Source organism: Cupriavidus sp. GW821-FHT07C08 (assembly GCF_059419025.1).
In genome coordinates this window covers 165,643-185,861 of record NZ_JBWKQZ010000014.1, presented here as the reverse complement: position 1 = coordinate 185,861, position 20,219 = coordinate 165,643, and the positions used below count along the sequence as shown (strand labels likewise).

Annotated in this window: 16 protein-coding genes; 10 read left to right on the top strand and 6 right to left on the bottom strand. The window is 59.4% G+C overall.

What is annotated here, in order from left to right:
• Nucleotides 1–165: 165 nt before the first annotated feature.
• The 4 genes from AC07UK_RS19145 (at nt 166) to AC07UK_RS19130 (ending at nt 2,500) form a co-directional block, all read left to right on the top strand.
• Nucleotides 166–444 carry a DUF1488 family protein gene (locus AC07UK_RS19145; RefSeq protein WP_494686195.1) on the top strand — a complete coding sequence of 93 codons (279 nt, stop codon included), beginning with the start codon at nt 166–168 and terminating at the stop codon, nt 442–444.
• 126 nt (nt 445–570) lie between these two features.
• The gene (locus AC07UK_RS19140; protein WP_494686194.1) at nt 571–879 is read left to right on the top strand and encodes an H-NS histone family protein; all 309 of its coding nucleotides are present in this window, start codon (nt 571–573) and stop codon (nt 877–879) included.
• A 202-nt stretch (nt 880–1,081) separates the two neighbouring features.
• The gene (locus AC07UK_RS19135) at nt 1,082–1,426 is read left to right on the top strand and encodes a hypothetical protein (RefSeq protein WP_494686193.1); all 345 of its coding nucleotides are present in this window, start codon (nt 1,082–1,084) and stop codon (nt 1,424–1,426) included.
• A 651-nt stretch (nt 1,427–2,077) separates the two neighbouring features.
• Complete coding sequence (locus tag AC07UK_RS19130) at nt 2,078–2,500, top strand: HU family DNA-binding protein (RefSeq protein ID WP_494686192.1); 423 nt, start codon at nt 2,078–2,080, stop codon at nt 2,498–2,500.
• A 64-nt stretch (nt 2,501–2,564) separates the two neighbouring features.
• Here AC07UK_RS19130 and AC07UK_RS19125 read toward each other — a convergent pair whose 3' ends face one another.
• The 3 genes from AC07UK_RS19125 to AC07UK_RS19115 all read right to left on the bottom strand — a co-directional run bounded on the left by AC07UK_RS19125 (nt 2,565) and on the right by AC07UK_RS19115 (nt 6,159).
• Nucleotides 2,565–3,473 (bottom strand): LOTUS domain-containing protein, encoded by a 909-nt coding sequence (locus tag AC07UK_RS19125; RefSeq protein WP_494686191.1) that lies wholly within the window; start codon nt 3,471–3,473, stop codon nt 2,565–2,567.
• A 790-nt stretch (nt 3,474–4,263) separates the two neighbouring features.
• The gene (dmpG, locus tag AC07UK_RS19120; protein ID WP_494686190.1) at nt 4,264–5,274 is read right to left on the bottom strand and encodes a 4-hydroxy-2-oxovalerate aldolase; all 1,011 of its coding nucleotides are present in this window, start codon (nt 5,272–5,274) and stop codon (nt 4,264–4,266) included.
• A gap of 9 nt (nt 5,275–5,283) precedes the next feature.
• Entirely contained in the window at nt 5,284–6,159 is an 876-nt protein-coding gene (locus tag AC07UK_RS19115) for an acetaldehyde dehydrogenase (acetylating) (RefSeq protein WP_494686189.1), read from the bottom strand.
• A gap of 797 nt (nt 6,160–6,956) precedes the next feature.
• Here AC07UK_RS19115 and AC07UK_RS19110 point away from each other — a divergent pair.
• Nucleotides 6,957–7,844 (top strand): IclR family transcriptional regulator, encoded by an 888-nt coding sequence (locus AC07UK_RS19110; RefSeq protein ID WP_494686188.1) that lies wholly within the window; start codon nt 6,957–6,959, stop codon nt 7,842–7,844.
• Nucleotides 7,845–8,299: 455 nt separating this feature from the next.
• On the opposite strand, the gene AC07UK_RS19105 is transcribed toward AC07UK_RS19110, so the two are convergent.
• Entirely contained in the window at nt 8,300–9,190 is an 891-nt protein-coding gene (locus AC07UK_RS19105; protein WP_494686187.1) for a LysR substrate-binding domain-containing protein, read from the bottom strand.
• A gap of 158 nt (nt 9,191–9,348) precedes the next feature.
• Here AC07UK_RS19105 and AC07UK_RS19100 point away from each other — a divergent pair, with 158 nt between their 5' ends.
• Together AC07UK_RS19100 and AC07UK_RS19095 are read left to right on the top strand one after the other, a co-directional pair.
• Nucleotides 9,349–10,191: a class II aldolase/adducin family protein gene (locus AC07UK_RS19100; protein ID WP_494686186.1), complete on the top strand. Its 843-nt coding sequence runs from the start codon at nt 9,349–9,351 to the stop codon at nt 10,189–10,191.
• A gap of 124 nt (nt 10,192–10,315) precedes the next feature.
• Nucleotides 10,316–11,635 carry an MFS transporter gene (locus AC07UK_RS19095; RefSeq protein ID WP_494686185.1) on the top strand — a complete coding sequence of 440 codons (1,320 nt, stop codon included), beginning with the start codon at nt 10,316–10,318 and terminating at the stop codon, nt 11,633–11,635.
• Between the two features lie 17 nt (nt 11,636–11,652).
• Here AC07UK_RS19095 and AC07UK_RS19090 read toward each other — a convergent pair whose 3' ends face one another.
• Nucleotides 11,653–12,336 (bottom strand): GntR family transcriptional regulator, encoded by a 684-nt coding sequence (locus AC07UK_RS19090; protein ID WP_494686184.1) that lies wholly within the window; start codon nt 12,334–12,336, stop codon nt 11,653–11,655.
• A 176-nt stretch (nt 12,337–12,512) separates the two neighbouring features.
• Here AC07UK_RS19090 and ilvC point away from each other — a divergent pair, with 176 nt between their 5' ends.
• The 3 genes from ilvC (at nt 12,513) to AC07UK_RS19075 (ending at nt 16,268) form a co-directional block, all read left to right on the top strand.
• Nucleotides 12,513–13,526 (top strand): ketol-acid reductoisomerase, encoded by a 1,014-nt coding sequence (gene ilvC, locus AC07UK_RS19085; RefSeq protein ID WP_494686183.1) that lies wholly within the window; start codon nt 12,513–12,515, stop codon nt 13,524–13,526.
• A gap of 125 nt (nt 13,527–13,651) precedes the next feature.
• A complete protein-coding gene (locus tag AC07UK_RS19080) occupies nt 13,652–15,208 on the top strand; it encodes a Rieske 2Fe-2S domain-containing protein (protein ID WP_494686182.1) in 1,557 nt (518 codons plus the stop codon).
• A gap of 67 nt (nt 15,209–15,275) precedes the next feature.
• The gene (locus AC07UK_RS19075) at nt 15,276–16,268 is read left to right on the top strand and encodes a PDR/VanB family oxidoreductase (protein ID WP_494686181.1); all 993 of its coding nucleotides are present in this window, start codon (nt 15,276–15,278) and stop codon (nt 16,266–16,268) included.
• A 491-nt stretch (nt 16,269–16,759) separates the two neighbouring features.
• Here the strand turns inward: AC07UK_RS19075 and AC07UK_RS19070 are convergent, their stop codons facing one another.
• Complete coding sequence (locus AC07UK_RS19070; protein ID WP_494686180.1) at nt 16,760–20,185, bottom strand: adenylate/guanylate cyclase domain-containing protein; 3,426 nt, start codon at nt 20,183–20,185, stop codon at nt 16,760–16,762.
• Between the last annotated feature and the right edge of the window lie 34 nt (nt 20,186–20,219).

The following is a 20,219-nucleotide window of genomic DNA, read 5'->3' as shown; positions in this document are numbered from 1 at the left end:
CAAGCCAATCAAGTGGAAGTACGACGATCCAGCGCGGCGAATTCGCCCGGTGCCAATTCAATGACGCGATGGACTAGTGGCAGGCGCGGAAGACCGCTTCCTGGCAAATCCAAGCGAAAGAGCAGGTATATTCGAGCTTCGGCGAATGGCGTTGGGGAGCACACTATGGTCTACCCCCATGGGCTCGAGGTGACGTACATCGATGACGACATCGGGGTCCAGTTTGACTATCTCATCGGCAGCCACAATCAGACCTTCGTGGTAAGCCGCGAAGCGTTGGAGGATCATTTCGGTCTTGAGCTTTCGGACTTTTCCGTTAGCGACCGCGATGCTGCGCTCCTTGAGTCTTTCAACCATGGATGGGAGCGCATTAGGACTGTCGCGGCGCGGAATCGGGCCGTGCCGAGTTCCGGTCGCATAGTTCTGAAATCAAGCGATTTCTAGACGGGACCGGCTTGGAACTTTGGTGACAAGTCACCGGACTGGCAGGAGCGAAATTTTATATGCACTTGAGAGATATTTGCATTATTCTGTATCTCTATAGTCGAGTCTGAAAAGGGGATACACCGAATGGCAACTTACAAAGAACTCGTGGCACAGAAGCAGGCCCTCGAGGCCCACCTGGAAGAAGTGCGTGCCAATGAAGTCGCAGGCGTTATCGAGCAGATTCAAAATTTGATGGCTGAGTATGGCCTGACGGTCGATGACATTAACAAGCGCCGTCGCGGTCGTCCCGCAGGCAGTGGCGCTGGCAAGCCGAAGTCGCAACTGCCTCCGAAATATCGCGATCCCAAGACCGGAAAGACTTGGTCCGGCCGCGGTCGCGCTCCGTTGTGGCTGGGGAAGAATCCGAACCGGTTCCTCATCGCCGAGGAGTAAATCAGGCGTCCCGATGCCGGCGATGAACGCGCCCTCTGGAGCGGAGACCAGCTCCATCTGCGGTCTGGCCGGGGCGTTCGTTCCGTCGGAGTGACGCCCCCACTATGGCGTTCATTTTTGGTGCGTTTGCTATCCTGATGGGAACCTGGCGCCCCCTCCGCGGCGGCGTCGTTCGAACCTTATCTTCGGCGAGGACCCAATTATGTCTAAGAGCGAACCCTTTCTCGGTACGACGACGGACCGCAACAAGGCGTTCCCTGACATCAAGGAGATGACGGTTGTTGTAACTCAGGATCCATGGGAGAGCTATCGCCGAACCCCGGCGGTGCCAACCCACACGTACACGAAGCTAAGCCTTTCGCGCTTCGAGCGGTGTATGAACCCGCGTTGCCAGCAAGGCGGCCTGGACTTGCAGAACATCGTTCTGTTTCGGGAGGACGGGCAGCACGAGGTCTATTGCAGGGGGCACGAGGGATCGCCCAATGGCCGTCGCGTAGGCGACCCTTGCGACAACGTGTTCACCGTTAAGCTCACTACCGTTCGCTGAGCGTCGCACAGCCGCATAGCTGCACAATTTTCCGGCTCACCCAAAGTACCAAATGACACGGGGCGGGGCCTCCTTTGTATCCCGATTGGCTCAATCGATGCGCCAACGCTACAGTCCCGGCTATGCTGCACCGAAGGTCTAGACGACTCGAATTGCCGCCGTCCCCCTAGCATAGGAACTCCATCTAACTCGGAGTATTCCATGCGCCAGTTCTCGAATTGTCCCCTCTGCGACCAGCGGGCGCCCCACCATCGTCTTCCCGACGGCGACAGTTTCTTCGACTGCTCGAACGACGTCTGTGGACCGACCGAAATCTCGTGGATGGTACTTCAGCATATCGAACAGAAGGTGCCCCAGGCACGAACTGCAATAGCGAGAGGAGTGGCGGAAGCCAGGCGCCGCGGCTACCCAGTCATCATTCGGTGGGATTTGACCCAGCGGCACGGAATGGCGGGGCCTGATTTACTGTTCGAGGAGAGGCGATGGGCTGGAGTAGGGTCGTCTAGATCTTGAGAAGGCAGGGTGCGGCCGCTTATCTAGCCTGATTCGGCAGGGCCGGTTTGATGGCGATTACGCATGGACTCGCCCTAAACTTTTCGCTATGCTGCGCGAATTCCGGCACTAATGCCGGTGATTTGCGAGAGGAGCCAAATGGCAACGAAGAAGACGGCCGCCACGAAGACTGCGGCAAAGAAACCGGAAGCGCCGGCGAAGAAGGCCGCACCTGCGGCGAAGAAGGCTGCTGCTGCGCCTGTAGCCAAGCCGCTGAAGGACACTTTCAACAAGTCGAGCCTGCTCGCCCACCTGGTCGCCCAGACTGAGCTGGATAAGAAGGCTGTGAAAACTGTCCTGGACCATCTTGAGAACACCATCGTCAGCGCTGTCCACAAGAAGGGCGCTGGCGAATTTACGCTGCCGGGCCTGTTCAAGGTTTCGGCGATTCAGGTTCCGGCTACGAAGAAGCGCTTCGGCAAGAACCCTTTCACGGGCCAAGAGCAGTGGTTTGCCGCCAAGCCGGCATCCGTCAAGGTTAAAGTCCGCCCGCTGAAGAAGCTGAAAGACGCCGCACTTTAAATGTACGGGATTTGGTAGTAGAAAAAGGGGAGCTGTGGCTCCCCTTTTTTGAGTTTGCGGTTCGTTAGCCGCCCTCGCGCGGGCGAATCAAGGTCCTCGTGCCTCCGGGGAACTTCTGTTCAGCGACCTCGAACAATCCGGATTTGAGGACCAGCGACTTAAGGCTCTTCTCCCCGTACCGCGCCTTGCGGCCAGCAAGCGCGTCCGGTTCCAAGCGATTTACAACGATCGCTGCGTGAGCCAGGTCGGTCCACCCATCTGGACGCTTTAGAGCTGCTGTGATTTTGTTGAGCAATTCAACCATTCGGATGCTATGGGGATGGATGAGCTCAATGGCGGCCAAGCCCTCGTCGGACGACCCCAAGTTTGTAGCCAACTGTAGTGACTCAGTCATCGAGCCATGCATCGATTTGAGGCGATGGTGCATTGCGAGAATTCTCTCTCGCTGCCGGTCCAGATGAGCGCTAGCCTCGGCCAGCGACGAAGCGGAGCCAGGTTGCCAGCGCGGTAGAAAGTGGTGCGCGAGTTCGTTGCGGTCCGCGGTTAGCGCATCCAGATCGGCCTCCAAAGCCTCCCTGCCCGACGGCTCAAGCTCGAACCGAATCGTCGTGCTGAACCAAGGCAGCGAAGAGTCAGCCGGCTCCGGATTGTTTGCGAGTCCATCCGGGGCCGCGAGACGTTCGCTGCGAAATCGCCGCTGTAGGCCCTTCATCGAGGTTGTCGCTAGGGCTGCATTTCGGGCCTCAAGCCGAGCCGGGGCATCCTCGGGTGTACCCTCGATCCTTGCGAGTCCGAGTATGGCCTTTAGAAGGTGTTCCACCTGCTGATTTAACAGCAGGTTCCGTCCCATCTTGAGCAGAACCTCGTCCTTGAGAGATTGTGGTGCAGGATGTTGAGGGTCATCCATTCGTTTTGAGTTGAATTCGGCCGATTGTTTGCCGTTTCGCGGGCGTTCGAGCGCGGCTTCCGCCAAGGCCCGCGCCATCTTAGATCGGGTAGGAGGCGGGGTCGCCCCCGCCGTCCTCCCACAACACCGGACGTACGGATCACGTATCCGGCGTTTCCTGTCTGCACGTCGCCTCACTGGCTGTTGGCACTGAGCTTGTTTCGTGCATCGTGTCGCCTGATGGCCAAAGAGGCACCCGCAACCGCCCTTGGGGCTTCCGGCCCCTCCTGCGTTGTCGCGGGCTGCCGGCTCTCGCCGGCACTTGTGCCCGACCATACAGAGATCACGCGTGACTTGCCACTCGTGACAGGTTCGGCCCTTCACCGTTGCGGTTCTAACGGCTATTACGGCCTCTGCTGACTCCTGCGAGCCCATCCCGCCGCCTTTCAACGGCAGTAGCACAAGGCAGGCTCGCAGGCCTCCCAGGGTAAGACGCGCGACCTTCACGCTTATGCCTGTCGGATCTACGTCGTAGCGTTCCGTGCAAGTATTGGGCTTGAGTGATTTGCGCCACCTCACCCCGCTACGCCGCCTAATCCGCTTCCTGTTCGTCAGGCCAGCGCTTTGCCTGTGGCTTCCTTCAGATTCCGCCTCGCGACGGACACCCTTGCCTTCAGCTAACACTTCCCCTTGCCGGGTGTGTAGGGGACTTACACCCCCAAGTCGTCCGGCTCGCCACCACAGCGAGCCAGACAGCGCCAGTCACGGCGCTGCGCGCCATGCCTGGCGCACGCAAAGAGGTGTTGCCCGAGTAGGGCAACACCATTTCATGTACTTTGCTATGCGTCATTCAATCGGGCTGCAGCTCTCGGCGGACCTAGGTGGCCGAACCACACGACAATTTCTGCGCCTCTTCGATGACCACGTCTTCCTGGGCGGCAACTACCTTGCGCTCGCCAAGGCGCAACACCAGTGCCCGCGGGTCACAGCGGTACTTTTCGGCAGCATGCCTAACGGGATGGATGTATCCGCCATAGACATTCGCGTATCCCATGAGTAGGGAGTCGTTATCGATAACGGGCATGGGTTGCGGAGCCACTTTGTGGGCGAAAATGTCGGCTGCGTCCATGATGCCGAACAAATCGGCCCCTACTTCGTGACCGGCGCGCTTGAGCGCCGCGATTGCGACTTCAGTCTGCGCATTGCCCGCGCCACCACCGAAGCCCTTGAGACTCCCGTCTATGAACGTAGCGCCCTCATCCACCGCAGCAAGGATGTTGCCGATGGCCAAGCCAAGGTTATTGTGGGGGTGAAATCCGATAGGAATCTTCACAGCTTGACGTACCGCACGAATGCGCGCTGCCACTTCGCTTGGAACCAGATGACCCTGCGATTCGGCTAGGTTCACATAGTCTGCACCGTACGACTCCAGTTTCTGGGCTTGTTCCGCCAACTGTTCGGGGCTGGCCATGCCGGCCGAAATCAAGTAGCCGACGGTAAACATGCCCAGATCCTTGGCCCGACGCAGATGCTGCTCGGTCACATCGGCCTCAGTGCAGTGCGTTGCAATGCGAGCCACGCTCACTCCGACCTCTGCCGCCATCTCTAAATCAGCAAAGAGCCCAAAACCGGGCAAAAGGAGAACGCCGACCTTTGCTCGCTTCACAGCGCTGCACGCGGCTTCGAGTAGCTGGCGGTCAGTCGACGGTGCACGCCCTACGTGGAGGCAACTTCCGCCGAGGCCGTCACCATGGCCGACTTCAATGATGTCGACCCCCGCGGTGTCCAGCGCGGCAGCTGTCGCATGCACAATTTCAGGAGTGAACTGATGACGGTATGTATGATTTCCGTCGCGCAAGGTTACATCGACGAAAGTGATCTTTGCCATGGATGCCTCTTAGAATTGTGTCGCGCAATAGCGATCTGCAACGGCCACTGCAGCCGCGTTGATGATGTCCAGGTTTCCTGCATAAGGCGGCAGGAAGTCTCCGGCTCCCTCGACCTCGACTCCAATCATGAAATGATCGTCGCGCAGGAACGGTTCAACGGTGAGACGGTAGCCGGGAACATAGCTCTGGACCTGTTTCACCATTTCCAGTACAGAGTCCTTTACTCCCTGCTCATCGACATCTCGATCCACAATCGTATAAATGGTGTTGCGCATGATGAGCGGTGGATCGGCCGGATTGATCACTACCATCGCCTTGCTGCGCCCAGCGCCACCGACCTCCATTAGAGCCTTTTGCGAGGTAAGCGTGAATTCCTCGATGTTCTCTCTCGTGCCCGGCCCGACGCTTCTGCTGGAAACGGTTGCAACGATTTCGGCGTACTTCACCTTCGCAACACGGCTCACACCGTGCACAATCGGAATTGTCGCCTGTGCCGCGCAGGAGATGAGGTTCACGTTCTTTGCGTCGAACCCGTCATCCATGTTCACGCACGGCACGACACTGGGGCCAACCTTCGCAGGTGTGAGATCAATTGCGAAGATCCCAGCCTCCTTGAAGCGGGGCGCGTTTTGCCTATGCGCACGGGCCGAGGTTGCTTCGAAAACGATACCGATGTCACCTTCCTCGAGAATCGACTCGACGCCGTCGGTGGACGTCGCATAGCCAAGTTCTCGCGCTCGCGCCAAACCTTCTGAGGCAGGATCGATGCCGGCCACCAGGCGCAGGTCGAACATAGGGTTACGTTGGAGCTTGTACATCAGGTCGGTGCCGATATTTCCCGAGCCCAAGATGGCGACGGGCATTCTTCGTGATGGTGTTTTCATGGCGTAGTTTTCTGTTGCGCTATTCGCAAGCGTCAAAGTGTTGCTGTGTCAAAGTGCGCGGCTCAGATCGGTACACACACCCGGCCTCGGTTCTTGTATTTCGAGATTAACCACTCGTTCGATGATGCGCAGCTCGTCGCCATCGAGTTCAGTCGTCGTAACTGCCGGCAGCAAAGAGCTTCGTGTCCCCCGCGGTATCCGTACGGATAAGCAAGACTCTCCAATGGACCATGACCGTACCGCCGTATTGCCGATCGTCCGAATAGACTGCATCTCGTCGATTTAGCAGCCTGAAGCTGGGCACCCACCGGTGGGGGACTTACCTCTAAGGGCCTCATCGGCCCGCGTTCGCGCTCCCGGCTGAAGGAGGACAGGTTGTCCTGCCATGCAGGGCTGTTCTCGTTACTCCGACGTTTATGACGTCGCATGCCCGGAGGGAGAAATCAAATCTGGTTGCGTAAATATTAGGGCTCAATTTCGTATACCGCAACTATCATTTCATTTTACGGCATAGGGGTTTCTACGCAAGGCGCCGGCCGCTCATCCATGCCAGCCCTGATCCACCAACAGCCCTGTCACGACGGAGCGCAGACTCCCACTCCCGCCTACCCGCTCGCACTCAGCCCGACCTCACGAAAACAAATCGCCCTCTGCACACGGTTCGGGCAGAGACAGTACATTCCAAGTGCCGGCTCACTTCCTATCTCTGCTGTTCCAGAGGCCCCACCCACTTCCCCGCTATACAATGAAACTTTTATTGCGAAATTTGCCGGATTCTTTCGGCATCCCCTCATAACGTGACGAAAAATACATTCAAGCCTGGACGGCCGGCACTTCGTGGCAAAGGTGATGAGGGTGCTGGCGTGACAGGGTCGCTCGCACGCGGGCTCCAAGTCCTTGATGTGCTCAGGCAGGCCAATGGGTACGTATCGTTGTCGGACATTGCCGCCGAAACGGGGCTTGACGCGAGCACGGCACACCGACTCCTGCAGACGCTGGTGGAGCATGGCTACGCCGTCCGCGAAGAAGTTCAGAAGCGCTATCTGCCGGGGCCGTTGGCGCTATCCCCCCTGTCACTGTTCCACCCCATCACTCAGCTGCGACGGGAATCGGCGCAGACGCTCCATTCCTGTCAGAAATCCGTAGGGGGGGCAACGGTTGCGCTTGTGCTATTCATAGGCAGCGAGCGGCTAATAGTGGACTTCGTCCAAGGCACCAATCCGCTTTCGCCCTACTACGACACTTGGCTCAAGAGTCCATTGCACGGTTCTGCCTCTGGAAAGCTCCTACTTGCATGGATGACCGGGGACGAACGTGAGCGATTACTCGGTCCCGATCCTTACGAGGCCCACACGTCGAAAACGATCACGGAACAAGCAGCCCTGACGCAAGAACTCAATTTGGTCCGCATGCAAGGCTATGCCGTAGCGCGCGATGACTATTACGACGGATTGATGGCCGTTGGCGCGCCCCTGATTCACCAGAACGAACTACAGCCACTCGGTGCACTTCTCGTGACTGCGCCGAGTGATGCTGTAGCAGTCGACGCCGAGGAAGCTATTGGCGCGCAACTGAAGGCAGCATCGAAGCTCTTGATGAACGCTGCTCCTTCATTACAGATTCTCAGACAATGGGCTGGTCGCGGGGCCGCCCGCCGGCATCTGGCCAATACAAGCTTTGCATAGTCCTGATGGGCAGCGGAGATAGTTCGGCGATGTTGCGCTTCCCCCTCCGACATCCTGAAGGGGTCGAGGGAGCAAGGACGGGGGTGGGCTCTGACTCAATCACTGTGCCGTGGCGCGGGTGCTGACCGGTGCTTCCGCGACCGGCTGGACCACCGCGGCGCTGACAGCGCTTGCGGTGTTCGTCACGCCGATGCCCGAAGCAGGTAGTAGCGAACGGAACCTAGCCGTCACTACCCGCGCATGAGGTGCCACCGTATCCCCGTGAGGTGGCTGAGATGAAACCGCCTTCCTAACCGGCACAATGCCGGGGGTCGTCACTAAAATCGCGGAACCTTGCGCTACGCCGATCCAACGGGGTCGCACTGTGCTCGGCCTGGTTGCAGCGTGTCTGGGTATCATGCTGGTGACGAAGCTGCTCGGAACATTGCGCACATGAGAGGTAGGCGCTATTCATGCTAGGGCACGCCAAGCTGATCAGTCAGCCACTGAACGAACGCGCCTACCTTGTGCAGATGCGCTTCGTTCTGCCGATAGGAAAGGAAATGGGTCTCGCGCGCGATGTGCATGAACTCATCCTCGCCAAGTGCAATCAGGTCTCCCTTCGACAGTTCGCGCTCAGCTAGCCGGATACTCTCCAGTGCGACGCCCATGCCATCGACCGCTGCCGAGATGGCAAGTGCGCCCCGGTCGAAAGACGCCCTTGGTCGCGTCGGACAGGCCATGCCGTTTGTGCCGAACCAGTCTGGCCAGGTTACACGGCTCAGTTGCGAATCAATCAGCGGCAGCTTTTCCATTTGACTGCGCAAGGGCTCGTTTGCATCGACCAACGAAGGCGAACATAGCGGAAGAATGCGCTCCTTTCCCAAGGGGCGAACAATCAGGCCCGCTCGCGTGTGCGCTGAACCGTAAGTAATCGCAACATCCACCTCGCGAGCTTGCGTAAGGTCAATCGCTTCGGGCCCCGACGACAGCCGGATGGTGATGTCGCCGTGTGTCTGCATGAACTGAGGCAACCGAGGGCCGAGCCACTTCACGGCAAAACTTGGCGCACAGTAGACCGCAAGCACTTGCGACTGAGGCGCCAGCGCGACTTCGTTGCAGGCGGCCTCGATTACATCGAAGACACGCGAGAGGCTTTCCTGCAAGCGCTTGCCTTCCGGTGTCAGCTCAACGCGCCGCGTGCGACGGTCAAAAAGCCTCCGTCCGAAATACTCCTCCAATTCCTTGACCTGGTGGCTGATGGCCGACTGGGTCAGGTGTAGCTCCTTGGCCGCCAGCGTAAAACTCTCCAGGCGCGCTGCCGCCTCGAACGCTCGAAGCAGCACAAAGTTTGGAACCCGTCTCATAGCTGAGCTCTTATACATGAGTCCGGTTCATGCTTTCATGAACACCCATCGTTTGTCAACCAACTCCTCCGCAACGACTATGAAGGCGTACCGCAGACATAAAGCAAGCGTCCTGCGAACACCCACTAGTCCCGACACATTTCTACCGAGGAGTCGACATGGCAGCAGTACTTGAGCGCGCCCCGCAGGTCTTCAATGACAAGGAGCGCACCTCCATTTATCAGCCGGAACAGATGGGGTTGATCTATCCATCCGTACCGAAATTCGCCACACCTGCTGAGGAGCGGCAGCATCGCAAGGAGCGCCTGGTCGCTGCCTGTCGTGCTTTTGCGCTGGAAGGTTTCGACTATGGCTTCGCCGGCCACCTGACTGTGCGCGACCCAGAGCATCCGGAGTTGTACTGGACAAACCCGATGGCGGTTCACTTCGCCCAGGTGAATATCTCGAACCTCATCTGTGCCGACCACGAGGGACGTGTGGTGGAAGGCGACTATGCCATCAATCGCGCCGGGTTCGTGCTGCACGCCGCGGTCCACGAGATGCACCAGGACATTGTTGCCATGTGCCACGCGCACACCGAGTACGGCACGGCGTTTGCCTCGCTGGGCAAAGCGTTGGACCCGATTACGCAGGACGCAGCCGCCTTCTATGAGGATCACGTGGTCATCGGGGACGAGGCGGGCAAGGTTGCTGTGGAAGTAAAAGGCGGCCACAAGGTGGCCAACGCCTTCAAGGACGTCAAGGCAGCGATCCACCAGAATCACGGCCTTCTCACGGCCAGCCGCCACAGCATTGAAGCGGCAGCCTTCTGGTTCATTGCCCTGGAACGGTGCTGCAAGCAGCAACTGATGATCGAGGCAACGGGCATTGCGCCCCGCCTAGTCACCCCCGAGCGCGCCCGCTATAGCCGCGAGCACGTCGGTAGCGACTACATCGGCTGGCTGCATTTCCAGCCGATTTGGGACCACCTGCGCGTGACTCAGCCAGACATGTTCGATTAAGCGCCAGCAGCGCACGCCGAGGTCGCGCTGACGCGACCTCGGCAAAAGACCGCAACCCACGTGGCGCAACGCCAAGGGCCGGCCTCCCTCCAGATCGATAAATACAGCCCCAAGGAGACACCCCATGCAAACCACAACGAGCGTGGTGACGCCTTACGTCGCCACCGAATCGGCAACCTATTCGAGGGTCATGTGGCGGCTATTGCCGTTCCTGTTCCTCTGCTATATGTGCGCGTACCTCGACCGCATCAATGTCGGCTATGCCAAGCTGCAGATGATGCAGGACCTTGGACTGAGCGACGCGATCTATGGGCTTGGGGCAGGCATCTTCTTTGTCGGCTACCTCCTGTTCGAAGTGCCCAGCAATCTGATCCTACTGCGCGTGGGCGCCCGGCGCTGGATCGCGCGCATCATGGTGACCTGGGGTCTGATCTCCGCGGCCATGATGTTTGTGAAGAGCCCGACCAGCTTCTACATCATGCGTTTCTTGCTAGGCGTAGCCGAAGCGGGCTTCATCCCGGCGATCCTGCTTTACCTCACCTACTGGTTTCCGGCATCGCGCCGAAGCAAGGTCACGGCGCTGTTCCTGACCGGCATCCCGATGTCTGGCGTCATCGGTGGCCCGCTGTCTGGCTGGATCATGAGCGCCATGCACGGCTCGCACGGCATGGCTGGCTGGCAATGGCTCTTTTTGCTGGAGGGCATTCCCACCATGATCGTTGGTGTCATTGCCTACTTCTACCTTGACGACAAGGTCGCGGATGCCAAGTGGCTGAGTGCGTCCCAGCGGACAATGATCGAGACAAATCTGGCCGCGGAAAGCAAGGGACACGCGCTGCATTCGGTACGCGATGGACTGACCAATCCCCGCATCCTGCTGCTCAGCCTGATCTATTTCTTCTTCACCATGGGCCTGTATGGCGTGAGCTTCTGGCTGCCAACCATCGTCAAGGCCAGCGGTGTCTCGGATCCCCTCGACATTGGCCTGCTGTCTGCAATCCCCTACGCCGCTGCCACGGCTTCCATGATTCTCGTCGGCCAAAGCTCGGATACCCGCGGCGAACGGCGCTGGCATCTGGCCGTACCTGGCGCAGTGGGTGCGCTCGGCCTGTGCATCAGTGTGGCCTACGCCAGCAATACAGCCGTTGCAATGCTTGCTCTGACGATCGGCACGATGGGGATCATGACCACCATCTCGCAGTTCTGGACGCTGCCACCGGCAATTCTCGGTGGCGCGGCTGCGGCGGCGGGTATCGCGCTGGCGAATTCCGTAGGCAGCATCTCCGGGGTCATCAGCCCCTACCTTATCGGCTGGGTGCAAACGAACACCGGCACGACTGGCAATGGTGTGCTGGTACTGGCCGCGAGCCTCGTGATTGGCGCCCTGCTGGTGTTCACCGTGCCCGCGCGACTGGTGAATATCGGCAGGCGAGACAGCCGGTAACGCTGACGCGAACCCGGCTATGCCGTCTGGCGCGTGTCGCCAAGGTACTCGTCCAGACGGCTGGTCAGATTTTCCCTGGCACGTGTGGTATGCAGATCCGTGAGTTCCGCGGCACGCGCCGCGTCCCCTGCGGCAATGGCTTCAGCAATCGCTTCGTGTTCGTCCCAAATCGTCTTTCGCTGCTGCGCCGAGGATTGCAGAACGGCCCCCATGGCCCGACGCAGATGTACCCAGTAATTCTGGGCGCTCTGTTCCAGGAACGGATTGCCAGCGGCGCGGTAGATGGCGTGATGGAACTCCATATCCGCATCGATCATGGCTTTCACATCCTTGCCCTGCGTCGCGCGACGGCCATTCGCAATGATCTTCGGATCGACCTTGAAGCGGCGTTTTGCGGCCAGCCGGGCAGCCAGGGCATCCAACGAACCGCGGATTTCATAAAGATGACCAATCGAGACAGTGTCTAGCGGCGTGACAAGCACGCCTCGGCCAGGTGCGTCCTGAACGAAGCCATCCTTCTTGAGGATCCTAAGCGCCTGGATCACCGGGGAGCGCGACACCTGCATCTGCTCGGCGATTTCCTCCTGCGTCAGGCGGGTACCGGGCGCCAGCGTGCCATCGCTGATGGCGTCGAGGAGCATCTTGTACACCTCATCCACGAAGTCGGGACGGGATTGAATCTTTGGAAAAGTGGTTGCCATGGCACTGCCCTTTGCACTCTGTATTCAGTTCATTGTGGTTGAGCCGCCCGCTCAATGCAATCGGTAGGGATACCTTCTCAGATTGGCCTTGACTTTGTAGCTCGTTGGCATAAACAATCTGAACTCTGAATACAGAGTTCAGATTTGAAAGTATAGTCATCGACAGGAACAGACCCATGAAAGTTTTCTACGAGAAAGATGCTGATATGTCACTTCTGCGCGACCAACAGGTCGCCGTGATCGGATATGGCTCCCAGGGCCATGCACATGCCCTCAACCTAAAGGACAGCGGAATCAACGTGGTCGTGGGGCTGCGCGAGGGAGAGTCCTGGCAAAAGGCCGCGTCGGCGGGCCTGGAAGTCACCACGATGGAGAAAGCGGCCGCCGCTGCTGACCTTGTCATCCTTCTCATCCCCGACGAGACGATTGGCAGGGTCTATCGGGAAGTCATCGAACCAGCCATGCGGGAAGGCACCACGCTTGCCTTTGCGCACGGCTTCAACATCCACTATGGGCAGGTGGTACCGCGCAAGGACCTGGATGTCGTCATGATTGCCCCCAAGGCGCCGGGCCACACAGTGCGCGCGACGTACACGGAAGGCGGCGGCGTCCCGGGCTTGATTGCCGTGGCTCAAAACAAGTCTGGGCGCGCAAGGGATGTCGCCCTGGCCTATGCCACGGCAATCGGCTGCGGGCGTTCCGGTGTGATTGAAACCAATTTCCGGGAAGAGACCGAGACCGATCTCTTCGGTGAACAGGCGGTGTTGTGCGGTGGAACGGTGGAACTGATCAAGGCTGGCTTCGACACGCTGGTGGAAGCGGGCTACGCCCCCGAGATGGCTTACTTCGAGTGTCTGCACGAACTCAAGCTGATCGTCGACCTGATCTACGAAGGCGGCATCGGCACGATGAACTACGGCATCTCCAACAATGCCGAATTTGGCGAATACCTGACCGGTCCGCGCATCGTCACCCATGACACCCGCGCAGCGATGAAGGCCGTGCTCGAGTCAATTCAAACGGGCGAGTACGCGAAATCCTTCATCCTCGAGAGTCAGGCCGGAGGTCCGACATTGCAATCCCGCCGGCGCCTGACGGCAGCGCATCCAATCGAGGTCGTTGGCGCAAAGTTGCGCGAGATGATGCCGTGGATTCGCAAGTCTGCCCTGGTCGACAAAGCCAGGAACTGATCACTCCATAGGCCCCAACTTTCCACGTATACCCCAACTTACAAGCCCAAATCGCGCACCTAAACTCTGTATACAGAGTTCAGAACTCAGTAGCCAAAGAAAGTCCGCCCCTCAGGAGACCCACCATGACCACCACCCCTTTCGACAAGCACGACGCCGGCAAGACGACCGGAGGCAATGCAACAAATAGCCCGGTCGCCAAGAAGCTGATTCCCTATGGCGGCTACTACGCCAACCGTGTGCCCGACCACGATCCGGAACTGACTGAGACCGGCCCGGGAACGCCGATGGGTGAATACATGCGCCGCTTCTGGCATCCGGTCTGCATGTCCATGGAGCTCACCGATACGCCCCGCTTCCTGAAGATCCTCAACGAGGAACTGGTCGCATTCCGCGATGGCAGCGGTCGCGTGGGCGTGCTGCATGCGCATTGCTGTCACCGCGGCGCGTCGCTCGAATATGGCGCGATCCAGGAACGCGGCATCAAATGCTGCTATCACGGCATGGTGTTCGATGTCGACGGTGCCTGCCTGCATGTGCCCTTCCCCGCAGGTGAGGAGAAGGAAGCTGAGAAGTACGCCTGCTCCATCCGCCAGGGCGCATACAAGGCCATCGAGCGCAACGGCCTGGTGTTCGCTTATATGGGCCCGCCGGATGAAGAGCCGCCGTTCCCCGAGTGGGAGCAAGACTTCACAGTGTTGCCGACCGACGAACTGGTGGCCTACAGCAACTTCCAGCACTGCAACTGGCTCCAGGTGCAGGACAACGCCGCCGACAACTTCCACCCGACCGCGCTGCATGCAGCGAAGAACGTAGTGGGCGGCAAGTTCCAAAGCACGACCTTCGACGAGGTCGGCGCCGCATCGATGGAAGTCGCACCCGACATGCAGTTCATCCCGGTCCACGGCGGCCGCGGCCTGGCCTGCGCCGGTGCGCGTCGGGTGGACAAGGACAAGATGTTTTTGCGCATCCAGCACCAGGTGCTGCCCAATCTCAGCCTGCACGCATACACGTCGGAAGACGGCTCGCAGAAGAAACTGTTCAGCCGGTTCCACATCATCCGCTGGACGGTACCCGTCGACGACGAGAACAGCAAGATGATCGGCTGGCGCGTGATGGGACCGGGCATTGACACGCGCGGCGTGGGCGACAAGCGCCTGGTTGGCTACGAGAGCATCGACTTTCTTGACGGCCAGGTCGCGCTGCGCCGCCCAGAGCGTTTCGGTAAGTACACGCTCGAGGACATGCCTCCGATTCCGTCGAACCACCGCGAACGCGAGAACTACAAGAATGCGCAGTACGCGCCCGGCGACTACGAGGCCATCATCAGCCAGCGTCCAATCGCCGTGCACTCGCTGGAAAATCCGACGAAGTTCGACGCCGGCCTGTTCGCCTTCCGCAAGATGTTGCGCGATGCTGTACGAGGCACCAATGCCGCCGCCGCAGCGCAGGGATTCGCGGAATGGCTGCGCGAGGTCAACGGCGCGCCAAATAGCTACTGTTCGGGCAATGTGTTCGAGTTGCCCCAGGCCGAGACGATGGAGCAGGAGGTAGCCAACCGGCGCCTCCTGGCTCGCAAGGCGGTCGCCATCCTGACTGAAGCTGACCGCCTCAGCGGAGAGGCACGCGCTGAGTTCGTTAAGGCGAAGTTCGACGAACTGGAGCAGAGCCTCAAGGCTTGAGCAAACCTGAATGGCCGGGCGGCACTGAACCGCCCGGCAGGTGCACCTGGAGACACGAGGTTCAAACATGAACTCAAGCAACAACGAGCGTGAAGCGCTAACCCATCTGGAATTAGTCCTTCGGCAAGTTCGCATGGAGGCCAACGGGATCAACTCTTTCGAGTTTGTCGATCCCGAAGGCCATGATCTGCCGGCCTTCACCGCCGGTGCCCACATCGACGTACACATCGCCCCCGGTATCGTCCGTCAGTATTCGCTGTGCAACAGCCCGAGCGAGCGTCACCGCTACGTGGTCGCGGTGCTACGCGACGAGGCTGGTCGTGGCGGATCCCGCGGCATGCACGAGAGTATGCGAGTTCCGAACCGGGTGAAGGTGAGCGTCCCGCGCAACAACTTCCTGCTGGCCAGGGACGCAGCGAAAGTCATCCTGCTTGCCGGCGGTATCGGCGTGACCCCGCTCAAGTCCATGGTGCACCAACTCGAGGCCGAGTCGAAGGACTATGAGTTGCACTACTGCGCCAAAGGACCAGATTTCGCCGCGTTCCAGAGCGAGCTGGAGGGCATGGCGAAGATCGGTAAGGTTCACTGTCATTTCGACGGTGGCGATCCCGCCAAAGGGCTGAATATCGCCCAATTGCTGCAAACCCCTCAGGTCGGCACTCACGTCTACTACTGCGGGCCGGGCGGCTTCATGGAAGCCTGCAAGCAAGCGGCGGCCCACTGGCCTGCAGATTCTGTGCACTGCGAGCACTTCAAGGCGCCGGTACAGAAAGTGCCTGCTGAAAGTTCCGGCACTGCCGAAGGCTACATCGTCGAGTTAGCTGCTTCGGGGCAGAAATTGACCGTCTTGCCGGACCAAAATCTGGCAGAAGTTCTTCAGCAAGCCGGCGCGCCTGTAGAAACGTCCTGCGCTTCCGGATTATGCGGGACATGCAAGGTCCGGCACTTGTCCGGCGAGATCGACCATCAGGATTTCATCCTCGACGACACCGAACGGCAGAGCTTTATGACGCCTTGCGTGTCGCGAGGCTGCGGCGGAACGCTCGTGTTGGACCTATAGCTGTGAAACAACCGGAGCCGAACCATGCATCACGAATGTCGCCCACTCGTGCTGGTCGCATTGTTGAGCGGTCTGGCTTCTACCGGTGCTTTTCCTAACGACCGCCTACTGACGAAGGCGATAGCCTCCGTGCAGGCGGCTGCCGTCCAATCCATTGACAATCGGTTGAGGACGTGCGGCGCGGAACAGTGCTCTCGCCTGTTGCTCCTTAAGGAGGCTCTGCTTTCCGCACGCTGCGAGCCGAGTTCACCGGCAATCGTGTTGTCGGCGTCCCTCATGACTGCGTGGGCAGACACGCCAGTGGTGTCTTGCTCTGACTAGAGAATAGCGGAGTGACCCGCTTCGCGGTCGGGCAACCAGGAAGCCACATTGTTAGGGTCAAGCGCCCCACCCCAGCCTCTCGGTGCGAGTCGACACGCATTGTCCCTGATGACTGTTGTCGCCTGGCGGCTGGCTAGCGTACGTCGCTCTAAGCTAGAAAACCCCTTCCCTTACGTCAGGTTTGCCAGCAGCGCTTTTGCCTCTTGCCAGTCGGCCGTCTCGAACCCCTCCGTGAACACGCCATGAATCCCAGCCAGCATGCGGTGCGCATCGTCCGTCTTGCCCTGTCGCTGCCATAGGCGCGCCAAGCTCAGCGAGGCGCGCAGCTCAAGCGAGTTGGCCCCCTGTTCATGAGCGACCACCACCGCCTTCCGCAAACAATCTTCCGCCTCTCGATCTTTGGCGAGCGCTCCATGAGCAGCTGTTTGCAAAAGCAGTTCGCCCTTGAGATGAAGCAGCATCGCTTCAGCGTACCGCTCTTGCCTGGACTCAGCCAGTGCTTGAGCATCAGCCAGAGTGGCAAGGCCGGCTTCCGGGTTCCCGGATAGTCCGTAGACCTCCGCCAGCAAACCCAAGAGCCGGGACTGTCCCAGTGCCGCACCAGTAGCTTCACAGGCCGCGAGGCCTTCCCGTATCCGGGCGATGCCTTCAGCATGATTGCCCTCTACGGCCACAGCCCAGCCGCGTAGGATCGTTCCCCACGCAAGGTATAGTGGGAACCCCTGCTCGCTAGAGAGGGCGATGGCTGCATCTGCATACTCCCGCACCAGTTGGGTCTCACGCCGGAACTGGTGCAGTTCGGCCGCGAAAAGCAGGCTCAGCGCAAGGCTGAAGGGCTCAGAGCATTTCTTGGCTAGCGCCAGAGCCTCCTCGTTGCGTTGGCGGGATTGGTCCGGAAAGCCCAGAAACCAGAGAATCCAGCCCAGGGCGCTCAAGGCATGGATTGCTGGGAGGCGACCGTAGCCCAGCAGGAAATCACGCACATACGCATCCGGACGATGAAGCGAGAGCACTCGCTCCATATGCGTGCGCGCTTCGCCGAACCGGCCAAGGCGCAACATGCTTGCCGCGGCGGTGCGATGCGCCTCTGCCAGATGCTCCGACCTTTTCGAGCGTTGCGCGAGTTTGAGCAAGCGCTCGGCCACGTTGAGTGCCGTTCCATACTGCCCATGAATTTGGTAAAAGGACCACAACCCCAACTGCGCTGAGAACAGTTCCGGAGTTTCCCCGCCCTGCTCGCACAGGACAAGTGCCCGCTTGTAGGTCGACTCCACTTCAGCTGATGCCTGCCCGCGCGCCGCCATCCAGGCCGGGCCCAGTGTTAGCAGCAAGATGAGTTCTTCGCGCGCCCGCTCGGGCGAATCAGGCGTGGATTTGAGGAGCTCGAGGGCTGTACTGAGATGACGGATGGCTTCGAGTTGCGCCGAGCGCTCCAAGGCCTGTTGAGCCGCCAGGTGGAGGTACTCAATCGCCTTCGGTACATTGCCGCTCTTGCTGTAATGGTGAGCCAACTCGCTGCAATAGTCCTTCTGGCGGCCCGGATACAGCGCCTCGATGGCCTGCGCCGTCCGCTCATGGAGCATGCTGCGCTGACCCGTCAGCAAGGAATTGCCTGCAACCTCCTGGGTCAAGGCATGCTTAAACGAATACTCCACCTCGGGGAAAGCTGGACACTCGAAAATGAAATCCCCTTGCTGGAGATTGCCCAGCAGAGCGCGCAATTCCTCTTCGGGCAGGGCCATGACTCGCCGGATTAGGCTAAGCGGAAACTCCTTACCAATGACCGCAAGCGTTTGGAGCAATTCCTTCTGCGCAACCGGAAGCCGATCGATACGGGCAGCGAGCACCCCCTGTACGGTCGTCGGAATATGTAGGTCCAACGGAGCCTTCTCAATCCAGTAGCTGCCGGACTGACCGAGCAGGACCGTTTCCTCAACTAATGTCTGGACCACCTCCTCCATAAAGAATGGGTTGCCTTCCGTCTTAGACAAAATCAGCGATGTCAGAGGAACGAGGGAGGGATGGTTCCCCAGCAGTCCCGTTAGCATGCCCTTCGCTTCGGGCTGCCCTAAGGGCTCCAAAAGAATTTGGCTGTAATAGGGCTTGCCGTCCCAATCATGCACGTACTCCGGGCGGTAATTAATCAGCAGCAGGATGCTGGCTTCCGGCACGGATTCAATGAGGATACTCAGGAACGCTTCAGTCTCGCTGTCCAGCCATTGCAAGTCTTCGAACAAGACCATAAGTGGCTGATTCTGGCTTTCCCGCACCAGCAGGCGTGCGATGGCTTCGAAGGTGCGCTGGCGCCGAATCGCCGAGTCCATGGTAGTCAATCCCGAACCTGGTTCGCTGAAGCCAAGCAGGTAAAGCAGGTAGGGCAAATGCTCTGCCAAGGTGCGATCCAGGATCATCAGCCTGCCGGCGACCTTCTCGCGGCTCTGGCGCTCGTCATCCTGTATCGTTATCTGAAAGTAGTTCCTCAGGAGATTGACAAGAGGCAGGTAAGGAAACGCCTTGCCATGCGAGACCGAGAAGGTTTCGAGCACCATGCAGCCTTGTTGCGACGACACTTTGAACTCGTGGAACAGCCGCGATTTACCAACGCCCGCCTCGCCAAGCACGCCAATAATTTGCCCTCGCCCTGCCTTCGCTAGGGTAGCGGCGTCCTGCAGTCGCTTCAGTTCGGCCTGGCGGCCGACGAATTTTGCCAAGCCGCGATGCGCCGCCACTTGCAGGCGTGTTCGCAATGGACCGAGCCCGAGCACCTCGTACACCGCAAGCGGCTCCCGGACTCCCTTGACGTTGGTGGTTCCGAGATCCTTGAACTCGAAATATCCCTTGGTTAGCTTGTACGTCGATTCGCTGACCAGGATAGAAGAGGGCATGGCGACGCTTTCCATGCGCGAGGCGATATGAATGGTGTGCCCCACCGGATCATAGTCGGTGTGCAGATTGTCCCTGCGTATGGACCGCACCACCACTTCACCAGTATGGACTCCGACCCGAATCTGAAGTGGTACACCCTGCTCCATGCGGACCCGGTCGCCGTGGCGACGCATTGCGTCTTGCATGTGCAGCGCACCATAGATGGCCCGCATGGGGTGATCTTCATGCGCAATGGGGGCGCCGAACAGCGCCAGGATGCCATCGCCAAGCAGCTTCGCGACATAACCCTCATAGTGGTGCACGGCCTCCATCATCAGGCTCACCACTGGGTCAATCAGGCCGCGCGCCTCCTCAGGGTCGAGATCCTGGATCAATGCTGTCGAGCCAGCCATATCCGCAAATAGCGCGGTAATTGTCTTGCGTTCGCCAGCTGAGGCTCCCCTGGCTTCCATGGCTGCCCGTTCGGCAAGAATGCGCTCGGCCAAATGGGGTGGCGTGTAAAGAACAGGCGCAGAAACAACGGGGTGCGAGACCGGTGAAGCTGGATGTGCGACAGGTTCGGGCAATGGAAGGCCACATGCGCTGCAGAACTTTGCGATGGAACTCGACTCACTTCCGCATTGAGGGCAGACCTGCGCAATTCTGTTCCCGCATTCCTCGCAGAACTTTGCGTGCGCAGAATTTTCATGACCGCAACTTGCGCAGCGCATATCGCCCTCTGACCACATTCACCTGCCACGACCC

Bases quoted from the DNA above. Each gene is read 5' to 3' on its own strand.
- AC07UK_RS19145 (WP_494686195.1), top strand. From the start codon at position 166: ATGGTCTACCCCCATGGGCTCGAGGTGACGTACATCGATGACGACATC.
- AC07UK_RS19140 (WP_494686194.1), top strand. From the start codon at position 571: ATGGCAACTTACAAAGAACTCGTGGCACAGAAGCAGGCCCTCGAGGCC.
- AC07UK_RS19135 (WP_494686193.1), top strand. From the start codon at position 1,082: ATGTCTAAGAGCGAACCCTTTCTCGGTACGACGACGGACCGCAACAAG.
- AC07UK_RS19130 (WP_494686192.1), top strand. From the start codon at position 2,078: ATGGCAACGAAGAAGACGGCCGCCACGAAGACTGCGGCAAAGAAACCG.
- dmpG (WP_494686190.1), bottom strand. From the start codon at position 5,274: ATGGCAAAGATCACTTTCGTCGATGTAACCTTGCGCGACGGAAATCAT.
- AC07UK_RS19115 (WP_494686189.1), bottom strand. From the start codon at position 6,159: ATGAAAACACCATCACGAAGAATGCCCGTCGCCATCTTGGGCTCGGGA.
- AC07UK_RS19105 (WP_494686187.1), bottom strand. From the start codon at position 9,190: ATGAGACGGGTTCCAAACTTTGTGCTGCTTCGAGCGTTCGAGGCGGCA.
- AC07UK_RS19100 (WP_494686186.1), top strand. From the start codon at position 9,349: ATGGCAGCAGTACTTGAGCGCGCCCCGCAGGTCTTCAATGACAAGGAG.
- AC07UK_RS19095 (WP_494686185.1), top strand. From the start codon at position 10,316: ATGCAAACCACAACGAGCGTGGTGACGCCTTACGTCGCCACCGAATCG.
- AC07UK_RS19090 (WP_494686184.1), bottom strand. From the start codon at position 12,336: ATGGCAACCACTTTTCCAAAGATTCAATCCCGTCCCGACTTCGTGGAT.
- ilvC (WP_494686183.1), top strand. From the start codon at position 12,513: ATGAAAGTTTTCTACGAGAAAGATGCTGATATGTCACTTCTGCGCGAC.
- AC07UK_RS19080 (WP_494686182.1), top strand. From the start codon at position 13,652: ATGACCACCACCCCTTTCGACAAGCACGACGCCGGCAAGACGACCGGA.
- AC07UK_RS19075 (WP_494686181.1), top strand. From the start codon at position 15,276: ATGAACTCAAGCAACAACGAGCGTGAAGCGCTAACCCATCTGGAATTA.
- AC07UK_RS19070 (WP_494686180.1), bottom strand. From the start codon at position 20,185: ATGCGCTGCGCAAGTTGCGGTCATGAAAATTCTGCGCACGCAAAGTTC.